At 60.9% G+C, this 16,565-nt stretch carries 16 protein-coding genes; all 16 read right to left on the bottom strand.

The features are described from left to right. Positions 1 to 236: 236 nt before the first annotated feature. Complete coding sequence (locus XI02_RS09975) at positions 237 to 1,484, bottom strand: cysteine desulfurase (RefSeq protein ID WP_016848150.1); 1,248 nt, start codon at positions 1,482 to 1,484, stop codon at positions 237 to 239. After that, positions 1,481 to 2,800 carry a Fe-S cluster assembly protein SufD gene (sufD, locus tag XI02_RS09970; protein ID WP_016848149.1) on the bottom strand — a complete coding sequence of 440 codons (1,320 nt, stop codon included), beginning with the start codon at positions 2,798 to 2,800 and terminating at the stop codon, positions 1,481 to 1,483. Before sufD ends, XI02_RS09975 begins: the two co-directional genes overlap by 4 nt. Before the next feature lie 19 nt (positions 2,801 to 2,819). Continuing rightward, entirely contained in the window at positions 2,820 to 3,572 is a 753-nt protein-coding gene (gene sufC / locus XI02_RS09965; protein WP_028343124.1) for a Fe-S cluster assembly ATPase SufC, read from the bottom strand. 69 nt (positions 3,573 to 3,641) lie between these two features. Further along, complete coding sequence (gene sufB / locus XI02_RS09960; RefSeq protein ID WP_194483392.1) at positions 3,642 to 5,138, bottom strand: Fe-S cluster assembly protein SufB; 1,497 nt, start codon at positions 5,136 to 5,138, stop codon at positions 3,642 to 3,644. 187 nt (positions 5,139 to 5,325) lie between these two features. Continuing rightward, positions 5,326 to 5,520, bottom strand: a complete 195-nt coding sequence (locus XI02_RS09955; protein WP_075968854.1) for a 4Fe-4S binding protein — start codon at positions 5,518 to 5,520, stop codon at positions 5,326 to 5,328. A 558-nt stretch (positions 5,521 to 6,078) separates the two neighbouring features. Continuing rightward, a complete protein-coding gene (ald, locus tag XI02_RS09950) occupies positions 6,079 to 7,191 on the bottom strand; it encodes an alanine dehydrogenase (protein WP_016846854.1) in 1,113 nt (370 codons plus the stop codon). A gap of 205 nt (positions 7,192 to 7,396) precedes the next feature. Continuing rightward, on the bottom strand, positions 7,397 to 8,443 hold the full coding sequence (gene hypE, locus XI02_RS09945) for a hydrogenase expression/formation protein HypE (RefSeq protein WP_016846853.1): 1,047 nt from the start codon (positions 8,441 to 8,443) through the stop codon (positions 7,397 to 7,399). After that, positions 8,440 to 9,582 (bottom strand): hydrogenase formation protein HypD, encoded by a 1,143-nt coding sequence (gene hypD, locus XI02_RS09940; RefSeq protein ID WP_016846852.1) that lies wholly within the window; start codon positions 9,580 to 9,582, stop codon positions 8,440 to 8,442. The genes hypE and hypD overlap by 4 nt, the downstream gene beginning before the upstream one ends. Beyond that, positions 9,579 to 9,815 carry a HypC/HybG/HupF family hydrogenase formation chaperone gene (locus XI02_RS09935; RefSeq protein ID WP_075968855.1) on the bottom strand — a complete coding sequence of 79 codons (237 nt, stop codon included), beginning with the start codon at positions 9,813 to 9,815 and terminating at the stop codon, positions 9,579 to 9,581. The genes hypD and XI02_RS09935 overlap by 4 nt, the downstream gene beginning before the upstream one ends. A 1-nt stretch (position 9,816) precedes the next feature. Continuing rightward, positions 9,817 to 12,075 carry a carbamoyltransferase HypF gene (gene hypF / locus XI02_RS09930; RefSeq protein ID WP_016846850.1) on the bottom strand — a complete coding sequence of 753 codons (2,259 nt, stop codon included), beginning with the start codon at positions 12,073 to 12,075 and terminating at the stop codon, positions 9,817 to 9,819. Continuing rightward, positions 12,072 to 13,031, bottom strand: coding sequence for a hydrogenase nickel incorporation protein HypB (gene hypB / locus XI02_RS09925; protein ID WP_038376412.1), 960 nt, complete (start codon positions 13,029 to 13,031; stop codon positions 12,072 to 12,074). Before hypB ends, hypF begins: the two co-directional genes overlap by 4 nt. Then, positions 13,031 to 13,372 carry a hydrogenase maturation nickel metallochaperone HypA gene (gene hypA / locus XI02_RS09920; RefSeq protein ID WP_016846846.1) on the bottom strand — a complete coding sequence of 114 codons (342 nt, stop codon included), beginning with the start codon at positions 13,370 to 13,372 and terminating at the stop codon, positions 13,031 to 13,033. The genes hypB and hypA overlap by 1 nt, the downstream gene beginning before the upstream one ends. After that, positions 13,365 to 14,456, bottom strand: a complete 1,092-nt coding sequence (locus XI02_RS09915; protein WP_016846845.1) for a nickel-dependent hydrogenase large subunit — start codon at positions 14,454 to 14,456, stop codon at positions 13,365 to 13,367. The genes hypA and XI02_RS09915 overlap by 8 nt, the downstream gene beginning before the upstream one ends. Further along, positions 14,453 to 14,791 carry a [NiFe]-hydrogenase assembly chaperone HybE gene (hybE, locus tag XI02_RS09910; protein WP_016846844.1) on the bottom strand — a complete coding sequence of 113 codons (339 nt, stop codon included), beginning with the start codon at positions 14,789 to 14,791 and terminating at the stop codon, positions 14,453 to 14,455. The genes XI02_RS09915 and hybE overlap by 4 nt, the downstream gene beginning before the upstream one ends. A gap of 385 nt (positions 14,792 to 15,176) precedes the next feature. Continuing rightward, positions 15,177 to 16,040, bottom strand: a complete 864-nt coding sequence (locus XI02_RS09905) for a hydrogenase expression/formation protein (RefSeq protein WP_016846843.1) — start codon at positions 16,038 to 16,040, stop codon at positions 15,177 to 15,179. Next, a complete protein-coding gene (locus XI02_RS09900; protein ID WP_016846842.1) occupies positions 16,037 to 16,483 on the bottom strand; it encodes a hypothetical protein in 447 nt (148 codons plus the stop codon). Before XI02_RS09900 ends, XI02_RS09905 begins: the two co-directional genes overlap by 4 nt. Positions 16,484 to 16,565: the final 82 nt, after the last annotated feature.

Raw genomic sequence — 16,565 nt, 5'->3', positions numbered from 1 at the left:
TCTCGAAGACGCGCAGTTGCCGCCGATTGCAAGATTTTGCGATCGCGCGCGGCGGGACGGCCGCTAACATGGACGAGTGGGTGGCTCGCGGCTCCGGCTTGCCAATACCATCTATGCTGCCGGGCACGACGGATGCTTACCTTCAGCGAAGACGATGATGGTCTTGTGCATGACGTCATCGCCCGCCGAGTTCGATGCAAGCTCCCTAGCCACTTAGACGTGGCCCACTCGCCGTCTCACGAGAACAGCTGCCGCGCCTTGATGAGCGCACCGACGAGCGTATCAATCTCTTCACGTGTGTTGTAGAGGCCGAAGGACGCACGGCATGTCGCCAGAACACCGAAGCGCTTGAGCAGCGGCATCGCGCAATGGGCCCCTGCCCGCACCGCCACACCTGCGCGGTCGATGACGGTGGCAATATCATGCGCATGCGCACCCTTCATATCAAAGGAGATGATCGGCCCCTTCTCGGCTGGTGTGCCGATCAAGCGCACGGAGTTGATGTCCGCCAGCTGCTGCTGAGCGTAAGCAAGCAGTGCGCTTTCGTGCTCGCGGATCTGCTTCTTGCCTATTGAATTGATGTAGTCCACAGCCGCCCCCAGACCGACCGCCTCGACGATCGGTGGCGTACCCGCCTCGAAGCGGTGCGGCGGATCACCATAGATGACGCCGGTACGTGAGACCTCACGGATCATTTCGCCCCCGCCATTGAAGGGTGGCATCAACGCCAGATGCTCAGATTTGCCGTAGAGCACGCCGATGCCGGTCGGACCATAGAGTTTGTGGCCCGTCATCACGTAGAAATCGCAATCGATGTCGCAGACGTCGGCGTTCAGATGGACGCATCCTTGCGAACCATCGATCAGCACGGGGATACCGCGAGCATGAGCGATCCTCACCACCTCCTTTACCGGTAAGACGGTCCCCAGAGCATTCGACATTTGTGTGATCGCAACCATCTTGGTGCGCCGGGTCAGGAGCTGCTCAAAGGCATCCAGCAGGAAGTTGCCGTCATCATCCACTGGTGCCCATTTGATCACCGCGCCGTGGCGCTCTCTGAGAAAATGCCACGGCACGATGTTGGAATGATGTTCCATCATCGAGAGAACGATCTCATCCCCCGGGGTGACGCGTTCACGGCCGAAGGTCTGGGCGACCAGATTGATTGCCTCGGTGGCGCTGCGGGTGAAGATGATCTCTTCGTTTAGACGGGCGTTCACAAATTGCGCCAGCTTGGCACGCGCGCCTTCATACGCCTCGGTCGCAGCGTTAGCGAGGTAGTGCAAACCGCGATGAACGTTGGCATATTCGCTTGAGTAGACCTGCATCATGCGGTCAAGTACCGCCTTCGGCTTCTGAGCCGAGGCGGCATTGTCGAGATAGACCAGCGGCCTGCCATAAACCGTCATGCTCAGCGCAGGAAAGTCCGCACGCAGACGGTTGACCTCGTACCTGCCATTGCTCATCGCGGGATGCACGCTCATCTCCGCGCCTGCATCCAGTGTTCAGTTTGCGCGGTCACAAAATCGCGCAGGCTCTCGGGGACGATTTCCTCAATCGCCTCGCCCAGGAATGCTCCAATCAGCAACGCCTGCGCGTCCTTTTCGGATAGACCGCGAGCACGCAGATAAAATACGAGTGCACCGTCCAGCGCACCTGACGTCGATCCGTGGCCGCAAGTCACGTCGTCGGCCAAGATTTCGAGTTCGGGCTTGTTGTCGGCCCGGGCCTCGTCGGACAGAAGCAGCGCCCGCGTCGTCAGCGTGGCGTCCGTCTTCTGCGCGCCAGGACGAACGACAATCCGGCCTTGGAGCACCGAACGGCCGCATTCGTCGATCACCGCACGGAACTTCTCCCGACTGGTGCAATGTGGCACGGCGTGATCGACGACCATTGTCGTGTCGACATGCTGCTTGTGCCTGATGAGATTGACGGCGTTCGCCGAGAGCTTGGATCCCTCGCCAGTCAGCGTGACGAATCCCTGGTAGCGACTGACGGAGCCGCTACAAGTCATGCTGAAGAAATCGAGCTTCGCTTTTGCGCCGACCGCGATGATGCTTGATGAGATATGCACGGCGTCAGCGGCGTCGGCCGCCAGTCGGATATGCGACAGGTTCGCCTCGTCACCAACCAGGGCAATTGTCGCATCGTTGGTCTGATAGCCGCTCGCGCCTTCAGCCGAGACGAAACTCTCCACTAAGGCCGCATGCGCGCCTTGGCCAAGTTGCAGATAGGAACGCGTGAAGTTGGACACCAACGATCCGGTCGTGACGTGAACGATCTGAATCGGACGCTTCACCGCTTCGCCGTCAGCGATCGTAATCACGAAGCCATCGGTCGCCATTGCCGCATTGAGCGAGATCACCGCATCAGTCGTCGTCGACAGCACCAGGCCGGCCATCGCACTGTCGGTCGTATCTTCCAGGACCTCTCGGAGCGACCGCACAGCGACCCCGTCTTCCAGACTGTCCACATCAGAAAGCTCCGGTACGAATACACCATCCACCAAGACGAGTTTGACCGCCCGATCGACTGCTGTTTGCTTAACCGACGCCGCTGCGCGCACCAGCGCAGCCGCATCGGGTCGCGGAGCGAGCGGCAGGACCGCGCCCATCAGCGCGCGCAGATCGGTGTATTTCCAGGCCTCGATGCGTTGCGGGAGGCCGGCACGCTCGTAGGCTTCGAACGCCCTCGCACGGATATGAGCGACGAGCCCGGAGCCAGGCAACCGTCCATGCGCCGCGGCAAAGACATTGTCCGTTGCGCGCCCGGCGGCGGTTTTGGTCACAACCTGCTTCATCGGGAAATCTCGTGCGCGGTCACGCCGCGTCTTCGAATTGTGCGTAGCCACAAGCCTCAAGCTCCAGCGCGAGTTCTTTTCCGCCGCTCTTTCTTATCTGCCCTTTCGACATCACGTGGATAACGTCCGGCACGATGTAGTCGAGAAGCCGCCGATAGTGGCTGATTACAATCATCGCGCGCTCCGACGAACGCAGAGCGTTGATGCCACCCGCGACAATCCGCAGCGCGTCAATGTCGAGACCGGAATCTATCTCGTCCAGGATGCACAGGCTCGGTTCGAGCAGCGCCATCTGCAGAATCTCGTTGCGTTTCTTCTCGCCGCCGGAAAATCCGACATTGAGGCCGCGCTTGAGCATGCCTTGCGGTATATTGAGCGAATTAGCAACCTCGCGAACGCGTTTTATAAAATCGGGGGTGGAGAATTCCGTTTGTGCTCGCGCCTTGCGCTGGGCGTTCAGCGCCGCGCGCAGGAAGTTCATGGTGGTCGCCCCGGGAATTTCCACCGGATATTGGAAGGCAAGAAATACGCCCCTAGTCGCGCGCTCGCTTGCCTCCATCGCGAGCAGGTCCTCACCGTTGAATAGGATTTGGCCAGCGCTAACTTGATAGCCGGGCTTGCCGGAGATAACGTGACTGAGTGTGGACTTTCCGGAGCCGTTCGGCCCCATGATTGCATGCACCTCACCCGCATTGACCGCAAGATCGAGGCCGCGAAGAATTTCGCAGCCCTCGATACCAACATGCAAATCTCGGACTTCGAGTAGCGCCATTTAACCTGCCCCTGAAATGCGTCATCCAGAACGCAAGCCGCAATCGCAAGGGCTCGCGGAAACGTTTAGTTACCCGACGGATCCCTCGAGCGAGATAGAGATCAACTTCTGCGCCTCCACCGCAAATTCCATCGGCAACTTTTGCAGCACGTCTTTCGCGAAACCGTTGACGACGAGGCCAGTGGCCTGTTGCTCGCTCAAGCCTCTCTGCACGCAGTAGAACAGCACGTCCTCGGAAATCTTCGACGTCGTCGCTTCATGCTCGAACGTCGCCGAGGAATTCTTGGCCTCGACATAGGGCACGGTGTGCGCGCCGCATTCGTCGCCGATCAGAAGCGAGTCGCAGGCGGTGTAGTTGCGCGCGCCGGTTGCCTTGCGATGGGCGCTGACCAGGCCGCGATAAGTGTTCTGCGACTTCCCGGCGGCGATGCCCTTGGAGATGATCCGGCTCGACGTGTTCTTGCCGAGGTGGATCATCTTGGTGCCGCTGTCGACCTGCTGGAAACCGTTCGAGATCGCGATCGAGTAGAACTCGCCGCTCGAATTGTCGCCGCGCAGGATGCAGCTCGGATATTTCCAGGTGATCGCCGAACCGGTCTCGACCTGGGTCCAGGAGATCTTCGAATTGCGACCACGGCAGTCGCCACGCTTGGTGACGAAATTGTAGATGCCGCCCTTGCCTTCCGAATTGCCCGGGTACCAGTTCTGCACCGTCGAATACTTGATCTCGGCATCGTCGAGCGTGACGAGCTCGACCACGGCGGCGTGCAGCTGGTTCTCGTCGCGCTGCGGCGCGGTGCAGCCCTCGAGATAGGAGACGTAGGAGCCCTTGTCGGCGATGATCAGCGTGCGCTCGAACTGGCCGGTGTTGCGCTCGTTGATGCGGAAATAGGTCGACAACTCCATCGGGCAGCGCACGCCCGGCGGCACGTAGACGAACGAGCCGTCGGAGAACACAGCCGAATTCAATGTCGCGAAGTAATTGTCCGAGGTCGGCACCACGGTGCCGAGATATTTCTGCACCAGCTCGGGATGCTCGCGGATCGCCTCCGAGATCGGCATGAAGATCACGCCGGCCGCCTTCAGCTCCTTCTGGAAGGTGGTCGCAACCGAGACCGAATCGAACACGGCGTCGACCGCGATCTTGCGGTTCGGCGTCTGCTCACCACCAGGCGGCGGCTCGACGCCCTCGAGGATCGCGACCTCGCGCAGGGGGATGCCGAGCTTCTCGTAGGTCTTGAGGATTTCCGGATCGATCTCGTCGATCGAGGACAGCGTCTTCTTCGGCTTCGGCGCCGCGTAGTAGTAGATGTCCTGGTAGTCGATCTTCGGATAGTCGACGCGCGCCCAGGTCGGCTCGGTCATGGTCAGCCAGCGGCGATACGCCTCCAGGCGCCATTCCAGCATCCAGGCCGGTTCATTCTTCTTTGCGGAGATGAAGCGGACGGTGTCTTCCGACAGCCCCTTCGGGGCCTTGTCGGACTCGATCAGCGTCTCAAACCCATATCGATACTGGTCGACGTCGATGCGCCGGACGCGCTCGACCGTCTCTTGTACAGCTACCATTGTCTACTCCGCTCCCACACGGAAAACTCTAGCCGACGACGATTGCCCAGCGCGACCCTCCAAGCTGATCGTGCAAGTCATGGCCAACGCGGGATCAGCGGGTGAGAGAATCAGGTCCCCAACCCAGAGAGCCGTCGCTAGAGTCTTCATCCTGCTTTGCGCCGGAGTTCCCCTCATCGGCGACCTCTTATGCCGGCACGCAGGTGTCGGGCACTGGGCAAACGACAGCGCATTGCGGCGCGTCAAAATGACCCTCACATTGAGTGCACTTGGCTGGATTGATCACATATATATCGTTCTTCAGGCTGATCGCCGCGTTGGGACATTCGAACTCACACGCGCCACAGACGGTGCACTGGGACGCGATTATCTTGTAGGCCATTACTGCGATTCCATAAGCAAAGTGCGGACCGCTTCTTGCTTTCAAGTCTTATGCCAAAGAGCTTGGGCTTGATTTGTCTCGGCTATTTTCCAAGGCATGTCGCCGCCTCAACGATTGTCGCAAATGCTACAATCGGCCTCACGGCAGCTTGATCGCGACGCATAGTTGGAGCGCAGGGTCGATCCGGCGGCGGTCGGCCGATCAGGCCACGTTCGTCAGCCCGGCTCGCCTCTCCACAGCACAGCCAAAAAACGTCGTGCCCGATCGCGCAGATAAAGGTCGCTTCGATGATCGCGGTCCTTCTGGGCGAGCCGCGGCAGGCAATGTTAATCCCCGCGGATTACCGGAAAATCTGCTTTCCCTGTAGAGGACGGAACTACTTCGGCTGGCATCACGGGGACGACCGAAAGCCAAGCGCGATCGTCTGATGCCCCCTCGGCTTCGGTCCGTACTCCGAAGAGACGCCAGCGGGGCTCGGCAGATCGAAATTGCCGAAAAAAAGCCACCCCGAAGGGTGGCCCAAGTCAGGGAGGAAACGCCCGTGTGGGCCTCTGGGAATCAGGCCGCAGCCTGTTCGATCGGAGAGAAGGGGAGCCCGAGACTCTCGGCAACCGCCTTGTAAGTCAGCCGGCCCCGATGGACATTGAGGCCCGCGCGCAGGTGCGGATTATCGAGCACGGCGGAAAAGCCCTTGTTGGCCAGAGCCAAACCAAACGGCAGCGTGGCGTTGTTCAGTGCCTGGCTCGAGGTTAGCGGCACAGCGCCGGGCATATTCGCGACGCAGTAGTGAATGATGCCATCCACTTCGTAAGTTGGATCAGCGTGAGTGGTTGGGTGCGATGTCTCAAAGCAGCCGCCTTGATCGATAGCGACATCGACGATGACCGCCCTTTTGCGCATTGAGCTCAGCATGCTCCGGCGGACCAGCTTCGGCGCGCTCGCTCCTGGAACGAGCACCGCACCAATGACCACATCGGCCGCAAATACCTCCTCCTCCAAGGATTCGATGGTGGAAAATCTGGTACGAACGCGCCCTTCGAATAGCTCGTCCAACTCGCGGAGCCGGGGTATCGAACGGTCGATGATGGTGACCTCCGCGCCCAAACCGACCGCCATGCGTGCGGCGTGCGTGCCGACGACGCCGCCTCCGATCACCACGATCCGAGCCGGCTGAACACCGGGCACTCCACCGATCAACAGCCCTCGTCCGCCTGCACTGCGCTTCAGCGCACTACCCGCAGCTTCGATCGCAAGCCTACCCGCGACCTCGCTCATCGGCGCCAGCAGTGGAAGACCACCATGGGCATCAGTTACGGTCTCATAAGCGATCGCGGTGCACCCAGATTTCAGGAGCCCCTTGGCCTGCTCCGGGTCCGGCGCCAGATGCAGGTAAGTGAAGAGGATCTGGCTCTCCCGCAGCTGGCTCCATTCGGACGGTTGAGGCTCCTTAACCTTTACGATCATCTCGCTCGATGCAAATACCTCGCCTGCGGAATCGAGAATCGTTGCGCCGGCGGCGCGATAATCGTCATCGGTTGCACCAATGCCGGCGCCGGCATTGGCCTCGATCATCACGCGGTGGCCCGCTGCCACATATTCGCGGACGGCTCCAGGGGTAAGGCCCACGCGATATTCGTGCGCCTTGATTTCCTTGGGGACTCCGACCTTCATTTGAAAACTCCCTGCCTAGAGGGGTTTTTTAATCGCAAGAGCGCAACGATATTGCGAGGCTGGCGCCTAAATGGCGCAGGAATTCAGCGATCTTGGACTAGCTACGCAGGATTTCAAACAAGCAGATGCGAAGCGTATTGAGACGAGCATGCTCGCTGAGCTAATCATCGTTCCCTCATGCTCCCCGCAAATGCGCGTGGCGTGTTCAACAGATCCGAGGCAATTGTTCGCCTGACAACCAATCGACAATTCTTCCGCCGCCAAAACTGGTCGCCACTTGCACAAATTTGTGATCGTCAGCTACGGCCTCGCCAATATCGGCTGCATCGCATCCGAGCGGATGCCCCTTCATGGCCGCAAGCACGGCATCAGCTACACCAGGCGCGACGATCGCAACGAGCTTGCCCTCATTAGCGACATGGATCGGATCAAGCCCAAGGAGTTCGCAGGTTGCCGCAACAGCGGGCTTTACCGGAATGGCCGCTTCCTGCAGACGGAACCCGAGGCCAGATTGATGCGCAATCTCGTTGAGGGTGGCGGCAAGACCGCCGCGCGTGGGGTCACGCATCACGTGGATGCCGCGCCCGCCAGCCGCCACCATGACGGCCACCAAGTCATGCAGCGATGCGGAATCCGAGACGATCTCAACTTGAAGAGCGGCGTTCTGGCGCGTTGACATGATCGCCACCCCATGATCGCCAAGGCTGCCCGACACCAGCACACGGTCCCCGATCCTTGCTTTGTCGGCGGACAGATCGAGCCCATCGGCCAGAACCCCGATCCCGGTCGTAGAGATGAACAACCCATCCGCCTTGCCGCGCTCGACGACCTTGGTATCCCCAGTGATGATGTAAACGCCGGCACCGCGCGCCGCCGCGCCCATCGACTGCGCAATCGTCCTTAGATCCGAAAACCGAAAACCCTCCTCGATGATGAAGCTAGCTGACAGATAGAGCGGACGCGCGCCGGCCATCACGACATCATTGATCGTGCCGTGCACAGCCAATGACCCGATATTGCCGCCAGGAAAAAACAGTGGCGAGACCACATAGCCGTCGGTCGTCATCACCATCCTGCCTGCCGCAACCTCAAACGCCGACTGATCATTGCAGCGGGCGAGCCATTCATTACCGAAGGCTTGGTGAAAAAGGCCGGAGATCAATTGTGCCATGGCGCGCCCCCCAGATCCGTGGGAAAGATCAACACGTCCGTTCTCGACGTCGAGCTTGCCATGATAATCCTTGACGCTCATGACAACCGCCTCACCTGATCATCGCGAACTCGGCCGTAGGTCCAATACGCAGCACAGGCGCCTTCCGAGGAAACCATGCAGGACCCAACGGGTGTTTCCGGCGTGCAGACGGTTCCAAACAGCTTGCAGTCAACCGGCCGCTTGGCGCCGCGCAGGATCGCGCAGCACTCGCATGCCGGATTGTCGGCGACACGCAGTTCGTGCATCGCAAAGCGCGCCTCGGCATCAAATCCGGCATAAGCCCGCTTCAGCTTCAGTCCGCTGTTGGGGACGAGCCCAAGCCCTCGCCACTCGAACTGTTCACGCAGTTCGAATACCTGCGAGACCTCGTCCTTGGCGCGACGATTGCCTTGGCGCGTCACCGCACGGCTGTATTGGTTCTCCACCTCGTAGCGGCCTTCGTTCACCTGCCGCACCAGCATCAGGATTGCCTGCATCACGTCGAGCGGTTCAAATCCCGCGATGACGATCGGCTTACCGAATTGTTCCACTAGGGGCTCGTAAGGCTGCGTACCGATGATCGTACTGACATGTGCAGGACCGACGAAGCCATCGATTGCGACCCCACCGATGTTGCGCATCTTCGGGTTCTCGAGAATGCTGTGCATCGCAGAGGGCGTAAGCACGTGGTTGCAGAACACGCTGAGGCCCCTCAGCCGCTTCTTTTCGGCAATCCGGACCATCACCGCCGTCGGGGGCGTCGTGGTCTCAAATCCGATGGCAAAGAAGACCACCTCCCTGGTTGGCACCTGTTCGGCGAGCCGGATAGCGTCGAGCGTCGAATAGACCATCCGAATGTCTGCGCCGAGCGCTTTGGCGCGCATCAGGGACTGCCCCTGCGACCCGGGCGCGCGCATCAGGTCGCCATACACGCACAGAGTGACCTCCGGACGCTCGGCGAGCCGGACCGCCATGTCGATCCGGCTCGCGGGCAGAACGCAGACTGGACAACCGGGCCCGTGGATCATGCGAACATTCGCAGGCAACAAATCCTCGAGGCCGTAGCGGGAGATCGCATGAGTGTGCCCGCCGCAGAATTCCATGAACCGGTAAGCCCGTCGCGGACCGGCTTCGGCGCCAATCGCCCGCGCGAGCCCCTGTGCGATGGTCTTGTCACGAAATTCATCGGCATATTTCATGATCGGGGTTCCCGCCCTGCACTGCCTAGTTCCTGCAGGAGCTCCAACGTGCGCTTGGCTTCTGTCGGGTCGATCTTGGATAGCGCGTAGCCGACATGGACAAGAACGTTGTCGCCGACATCGAGCTCCTCGACGAGAGCGATCGATATTTCCAAGCTAACCCCATCGATGGACACGATCGCCATATCGTCGGGAAGAATTTTCGAAATCTTTGCCGGGACCGAAAGACACATATCAGGTTGCTCCTTCCAGGGCTGACGACTGTTCGGCAGTCTGCAGAGCGGCAACCCAGGCCTGACCAAGGCTCAAACCACCATCGTTGGGCGGCAGTTTCCGTGGCACCAGCGGGTTGAGGCCTGCGCTGCAGCAACCGCGCTCAATTTCATCCGCCAGCACCGCGTTCAGAAAACAGCCGCCGCTTAGAACGATGGTATTGACGCCGGTTCTCCGCGCAGCGCGCCTGACCCAGTCGATGCAGGCGACGGCAAAGGTGCCATGAAACAGCCCGGCTCCGTCCGCGGTGTCGATGTTGTCTGCAATCAACCGCGAAAACAGCGGGCGAAGCGACAGCACGTCGCGGTCGATGGTCCAGCCCGCTTCGAGAATTGCAGTCCGCCGTACCAACGCCTCGAGCTTCATCGCGGCCTCGCCCTCATAACTCTGCAAACTTGCAACCCCCAGCAGCGCCGCCGCGGCATCGAATAACCGGCCCGCGCTGGTCGTCGTGGCTCCGCCCGCTTGATCGAGCAATGCTGACACACGCCCAGCCTGCCGCTGCGCAGCAAAGCGAGGCGCGATTTCATGACCCCGGCCGAGCGCCTGCAATACTGCGCTTGCCATACGCCACGGCTCGCGGGCTGCGCGATCGCCGCCAGGCATTTGCAGGGGCGCGAGATGCCCGATGCGTCGAAACCTCGTTCCTTCGCACAATAATAGCTCGCCACCCCAGTTACCGCCGTCGGAACCGAAGCCATGGCCGTCGAGCACCAAGGCAAGCGCAGGTCCGGCGTGCCCGTGCTCAGCGATGACAGCGGCAGCGTGGGCGTGGTGATGCTGGACGGCGACAAGCGCCCGGCCGCTTGCTTGCGCAAACCGGGTCGACGCCATATCGGGATGCATATCATGGGCAATGACGACAGGCTCCACATCAAGGGTCGATGTGAGGTGGTGGATCGTCTGCTCGAACACACAGATCCCTTCGGCCGTATCAAGATCGCCAATATGCTGGGAGACGAAGGCTTCGTTGCCCCGCGTGATGGTGACGGTTGACTTCAGGGCGCCGCCGACGGCGAGCACGACCGGCACAGACCTCGCAAGCCGGATCGGTTCGGGAACATAGCCACGTGCCCGGCGAACGAACTGAGGCCGGCTGGCCACCACCGACAGCACGGTGTCATCGGCGCGCGTCAGGATATCTCGATCATGGGTCACGACAAGGTCGGCAATCCCCTTGAGCCGCCGCAGCGCCTGCGCGTTGTCGATCACGAGCGGTTCGCCGCAAGAATTGGCGCTGGTTGCGACGATGACCGGGGCTGCCCCCGCAAGCCATGTTCCTGTCGAGTGAAGCGCATGAAAGATGAGGTGATGCAGTGGCGCTACCGGCAACATGACACCTACGCGCGATAAGCCAGGAGCCGTCGCGGGCGCCAAATCATTGCGCGAAGTTAAAAGCACGATGGGACGTGCTACGGATTCGAGCAGCGCAAGCTCTGCCGCGTTCGCTTCCGCGATTTCGTTGACACGCTCTATGGAACCGACCATGACCGCGAACGGCTTCTGGGGGCGCTGCTTTCTGCTGCGCAAACGCTGCACGGCGTCCTGGTTGCGCGCATCGCAAAGCAGCTGATACCCGCCGAGCCCCTTTATTGCCACGATTTGGCCGCCGGCAATCGCCGCAGCAATGGCGTTGACCCCATGGCTAAGCCGAGGACCGCATATCGGACACGCGATCGCCTCCGCGCGAAACCTGCGGCTCGCTGGATCGGCATATTCGGCCGCGCAGGCGGCACACAGCCTGAAAGCCTTCATGACCGTGTTGCGGCGATCATACGGAAGCTGTTCGGCGATCGTGTAGCGCGGGCCGCAATGGGAGCAGCTGACGAAGGGATAAAGGTAATGGCGATTTTCTGGATCGAATAGCTCGCCCAGGCATTGCCGGCAGGTCGCGGCATCGGCAACGATCCGAGTTGACAACCTGCCGCCTTCGCTCGTGTGAATCGAAAAATCTTGTGCCGCGAGCGCCCCGGTCCGCTGAACGCAGATGTGGTCGATACGTGCAAGTGGAGGCGGCTCGAGCGGCAAAGCAGCGACAAACTCGGACGCCCGGTTACCCTCGACTTCGATTGTGACGCCCTCGGGGCCATTGACGACGAATCCCGCCAATCCGTATCGCCTGGCAAGGCCATAGACGTAGGGGCGAAAGCCGACTCCTTGCACGGCCCCGCTCACGCGCACGCGCAGCCGTGTTCGGTCGCAGATGGCGGCGGCGCTCATCGCCTGGTGTCCTCCAAGGCGCGCCTTTGATGCGCTACCTGCTCATCGATCCAACCGTAGAGTGAGCCAAAACCCTCGCCGGTCCGCGCCGAGACCGTGAGCACTTCGATCTTGGGATTGACGCGTCTTGCGTATTCGACGGTCCTGCCCAAATCGAACTCAAGCAGCGATGCCAGATCAATCTTGTTGATCAGCATGAGCGAAGAAGCGGCAAACATATCCGGATATTTGAGCGGCTTGTCTTCGCCTTCGGTGGTCGACAACACCACGATCTTGCAGGCCTCGCCTAGATCGAAGGCAGCGGGACAGACCAGATTGCCGACGTTCTCGATGAAGAGAATACCGCGCGTGAGCGGCGGCAAGCGGCGATAGGCCTCACCAATCATGGCAGCATCGAGATGACAACACTTGCCGGTATTGACTTGAATAGCTGGCACGCCGGCCGAGCGAATGCGTTCGGCATCGTTCGAGGTCTGCTGATCGCCCTCGATGACCCCGATCGTCCAGCTGCGCTTGAGCTCGGACACGGCGCGGACCAACAGCGAGGTCTTGCCTGCACCAGGACTGGACATAAGATTAAATACGAGCAGTTCGTGGGCCATGAAGAGGGCGCGGTTTTCCGCCGCGATCCTGTTATTCTTGCCAAGGATGTCGCGCCCGACCTGAATGATATGCTCGCAGCTCTTACCCGCGACCTTCAATGCAGCCGGGTCGGCGCCGCGGCTCACAAACGCCTGCCCATCATGCGCCTGATGATGGCCAAGATGATGAGGGTGATCATGGCCATGGCCGGCATGGTGTGAATGCTGCAGGCCCTGGTCGCCATGCAGATGCACCTCATGGCGATCGCAATTGTCCTGCACATCGGGACGGCCGCGAACGCGACCTTGCGCATCATGCACTTCGGCGCGTTCAGTTGAAGACGCCTGTCCGCTGCAGCCGCATACGCTACACATCAATCGATCTCCAGCTCTTTCACTCGCATCTCCTCGCCTGCTGTTACCTGCAACTGATAGCTGCCGCAGCATGGACAGCACTCATCGCGCCGTGCAATCTCGATGCTCTTCGAACAGGTCATGCACCAGGCCACGCCGGGACATTCGATGATTCTAACAGCCGCGCCCTCGGCAATGGTCCGCGTTGCAACGACAGCAAAGCAGAACCTGATCGCTTCAGGCGCAACATGGCTCAACGCCCCGATCTCCAGACAGACGCTCCGCACCTGGGAAAACGATCGGCGATGCGCCTCCTCCTCGACGATTTCGACGATGCTTTGACAAAGCGCCATTTCATGCATCGTCAACTTTGCGAAACTTGAGTGTGAATCCGACGCAGGGATCAAGCGATTCAATCACCGCACGAACCGCTTTCTGATGTCGTCTCGTCGTCAGCCCCGCGCCCTGCAGATTCCGGACAAGTGGTCCGCGCCAATGGAAATTCCATTCCGTCGGCGCAAGACATTCGAAGCGGGATATCTGGCCCTGAGGATCAAGCTCGACCGCGTGATAGAGCCGGCCCCTGGCGCATTCGATCGCGGCCGCTCCTCGTCCAGGACCTAACCTGTAGCTTTCGATGATCCCAGGCTCGGCCGATTCGATATGAGCACCGGACTTGAGCCAATCGCATAGCTGCCGGATTTCTGCAATTCTGGCCTTCAGCCGCGCGACCGCACCCGACCGACCCAGCCAGAGCCGATCACGCGTCATTTGGCGCGCCCATGGACCCGTCTCGGGCGCATGCCCACCAAGATCGGGACAATGGCAAAATGTCGGGTCATCGCCGAGCAGCCGTTCAGTGATGTTGCGGTCGTCGGCAACGGACAGGAACGAGTGCGCGATCGAGATGGACCTCAGGTCGACTTCGTCAAGCGCTGCAATGCAAAGCGCGAACGGGCTACCGGGCCTCGGCGCGCCATCTTCATCCGGCATGCCGAGTGCCGCGAGCGAAGCCACAATCTGCGCTATAGCCTCACGCCGAATAGAGCCGCGTGCTGGCCGTGCGCCGCCCACAAGCATTGACAGTCCTCGTATGAGGGACCGGATCGCCGCCGCACTGACATTCGGCGTAGGAAACCCGACCAAGAGGCCCCGCAGCAATTCTGAGATGCGCTCGGCAACGACCAAGAGCATACGACGCTGTGTCGTCGCGAGGATGATCTTTTCGTCACGTGCCGCCTCGATCGCGGACAGCAATGCGGTTTGTTGCGCAGCGGCACATACTGGGAAGAGATGCGGCAGCGCCTTGAGCAACGCCGAGGCCGGTTTGCCGGCGAACAGCCGTGCCAGTGGCGGCCGGGCTCGCGGCAGGATCTCGACCGCGGCGATGACGTCGGCAGCAAGCGATATGGTGACATCGATTTTGTTGCGAGCGACGAGGCTCATGCGCACCGCTCCGTCATCATCTCGCGCAAGAAATGCCGGCGGTCGATCGGACAGAGACGTGGCGCTTCGGTATGATTTAGCGCTCGGCGGTTGGGCGGCCACATCGTGGCAAGGACCGCTGCTTCGGCGCGGGCGCCACCCATGTCGTTGCGTGAGATCGCCGAAAGCAGGGAGCAACAGGCAATCGAGCCCAATGATGCGATTTCGCTGCCACCAAGCTCAATGTTGCGGAATCGAACTCGCAAGCGCAGGTTCGATTTCGGTCCAGCATGCCGTTGGCGGTTGCTCTTGCGCAAGAAGGCGACCAACTTCATGGCCCAAGGCGCGCCCATCATGCTAACGGGCCCTGCCCTCTGCACGTGCGAAACCCCGATCGCTTGGACCCTGAACACGGATCGTTCAAGGTCGGTCGCGTGCGCACGGCTCGACCGGCGATATCGCAGTCGGCTGCTACGAGCATCTCCTCAGGTGCCGACACATCGGGGTTCTTGCTCCTGCGAAGGTCCTGTTCGCGCTCAAGCATCATTTTCAACCGACCCGAAGCCGGACATCGACGTGCGAAAGCCGAAGACGCTTTCAGTTTTTGGAACGCAACGCACTCGCGCAGAAGTCTGTGTCGCCATCGCTCTCTTGTCAGTTGTACACGATCCAGCCAATGCCACGTTGGACGCGGGCGCCATCCGTGAGAGCCAGCCGAATGCCAGATATTCTCCAAGTTCTTCACGTGACGTAAGCCTTCATGATTTCCTGCAGGCGTTCGGCGGAATCCTCGAAATCCTCGTCGGCAGCCAACGCAACAATCGGCACGCCGCCGATCTCAAGCGTATCCAGGATGATGTTGTCGATAGAATTGAAGAACTGCACCGACCACACATTCCGTATCGCAGTCGCCTGCACTCGGCATGCGCCGTAGCCGCGAAAGATGAGCTGGACCGGACCATTGCCCACGCTCTGCTGGAGAAACGCCAGGTCGATGTCGTTCATCGGCAAAAGCGTGAGATTGATGACATGCGTGCGCATGCCAGGCCGCCAGGCGCGGGCCCGCTCGCGTGTTTCGGCGAGCACCGGCAGCACGTTCATCGCCCCATCCGGCGCGGTGCCGATCGCCAGATCGGTCGACGCCAGGTCCGTTGCGGCGCGCTGCACGATCTGCGGGATCGCCCCGACTTCAACATATTCGTGTGCCGGATCCGTCCCGATGCGCACGCGCCAGATTCCCGCAAGTACGGACTCCTGGATTCCCGCCTGAGAGCCATCTGGCAGCGCAACGACGCCGGCGACCTCGCCTTCCCCAAGCACTTCGGCAATCAGGTTGCGCTCGAGATCACTGAGATTCGAAAGCCTGTACAGTTGCGTGCGTGCGCTACTCTTCTGGCCACGAGCGGCGGCAGCTGTGTTCGATAGCAGCGTGATGGCATTCGGACAGTTTTTTGCAAGCTCGTCGGCATCGCGCCAAGCGCGCCTGGCCAGCGTCGCCACAGCCGTTGGCTCGCTATGGACGATGTCGCGACTATCCGCATTCACGGGAAACCCGCCCACCGCCGCAGCGGCGGCTTCGTATCGAATACGCGCCGCCGTTTTCATGATGCGAAGTTCCGTGGGGCTCGCCGAGAGGCAATGCTATCGGCGGTGCAGTCGCCGCCGGCGTGTGGTCCGACGATCGGTGCCGAGATGCGGTCGACCTTGACCAAACGGATCTGGCTCTTGCCGACCCGGCGCAGTGTGCCGCGCTGATGGCACTCGATCTGCGTCGGCGGGCCACGCAGGCCGAGCCGCCCACCCAGCTCGCTACCGGCGCCGCGCGCGGTTGCGCCCCCTTGCATGGGCCGCCGGTGCGCCTTGATCTGTTCAGAAAGCGCGTTTGCGACGTGGTTGGCCCACAGCGAATTTACGGGACCCGCTGCCGACAGCAGCTCCACGCCCCAACTCCCGGGATCCTGCGCGGTCAGATGTGCACCGGCGTTCGCTCTCGCTACCTCGGACAGAGCGGGCCGCGCCAAATCATGCTGCGCCGGCTGGAATTTCATCAGACGCCTTTCCGATAATCTTTGGTTCTGCTCGGCGAGCTATTAGCAAGGCACATGCCAATCCATCGTCTCGCTGCAATCG

The sequence above is a fragment of the Bradyrhizobium sp. CCBAU 21365 genome (genome assembly GCF_015291305.1).
In the GTDB taxonomy this organism is placed as follows: domain Bacteria; phylum Pseudomonadota; class Alphaproteobacteria; order Rhizobiales; family Xanthobacteraceae; genus Bradyrhizobium; species Bradyrhizobium elkanii.
Note: the sequence above shows the minus strand (reverse complement) of the source record. Positions and strands in the feature narration are given on the sequence as shown.

Bases quoted from the DNA above. Each gene is read 5' to 3' on its own strand.
- XI02_RS09975 (WP_016848150.1), bottom strand. From the start codon at position 1,484: ATGAGCGTGCATCCCGCGATGAGCAATGGCAGGTACGAGGTCAACCGT.
- sufD (WP_016848149.1), bottom strand. From the start codon at position 2,800: ATGAAGCAGGTTGTGACCAAAACCGCCGCCGGGCGCGCAACGGACAAT.
- sufC (WP_028343124.1), bottom strand. From the start codon at position 3,572: ATGGCGCTACTCGAAGTCCGAGATTTGCATGTTGGTATCGAGGGCTGC.
- sufB (WP_194483392.1), bottom strand. From the start codon at position 5,138: ATGGTAGCTGTACAAGAGACGGTCGAGCGCGTCCGGCGCATCGACGTC.
- XI02_RS09955 (WP_075968854.1), bottom strand. From the start codon at position 5,520: ATGGCCTACAAGATAATCGCGTCCCAGTGCACCGTCTGTGGCGCGTGT.
- ald (WP_016846854.1), bottom strand. From the start codon at position 7,191: ATGAAGGTCGGAGTCCCCAAGGAAATCAAGGCGCACGAATATCGCGTG.
- hypE (WP_016846853.1), bottom strand. From the start codon at position 8,443: ATGAGCGTCAAGGATTATCATGGCAAGCTCGACGTCGAGAACGGACGT.
- hypD (WP_016846852.1), bottom strand. From the start codon at position 9,582: ATGAAATATGCCGATGAATTTCGTGACAAGACCATCGCACAGGGGCTC.
- XI02_RS09935 (WP_075968855.1), bottom strand. From the start codon at position 9,815: ATGTGTCTTTCGGTCCCGGCAAAGATTTCGAAAATTCTTCCCGACGAT.
- hypF (WP_016846850.1), bottom strand. From the start codon at position 12,075: ATGAGCGCCGCCGCCATCTGCGACCGAACACGGCTGCGCGTGCGCGTG.
- hypB (WP_038376412.1), bottom strand. From the start codon at position 13,031: ATGTGTAGCGTATGCGGCTGCAGCGGACAGGCGTCTTCAACTGAACGC.
- hypA (WP_016846846.1), bottom strand. From the start codon at position 13,372: ATGCATGAAATGGCGCTTTGTCAAAGCATCGTCGAAATCGTCGAGGAG.
- XI02_RS09915 (WP_016846845.1), bottom strand. From the start codon at position 14,456: ATGAGCCTCGTCGCTCGCAACAAAATCGATGTCACCATATCGCTTGCT.
- hybE (WP_016846844.1), bottom strand. From the start codon at position 14,791: ATGATGGGCGCGCCTTGGGCCATGAAGTTGGTCGCCTTCTTGCGCAAG.
- XI02_RS09905 (WP_016846843.1), bottom strand. From the start codon at position 16,040: ATGAAAACGGCGGCGCGTATTCGATACGAAGCCGCCGCTGCGGCGGTG.
- XI02_RS09900 (WP_016846842.1), bottom strand. From the start codon at position 16,483: ATGAAATTCCAGCCGGCGCAGCATGATTTGGCGCGGCCCGCTCTGTCC.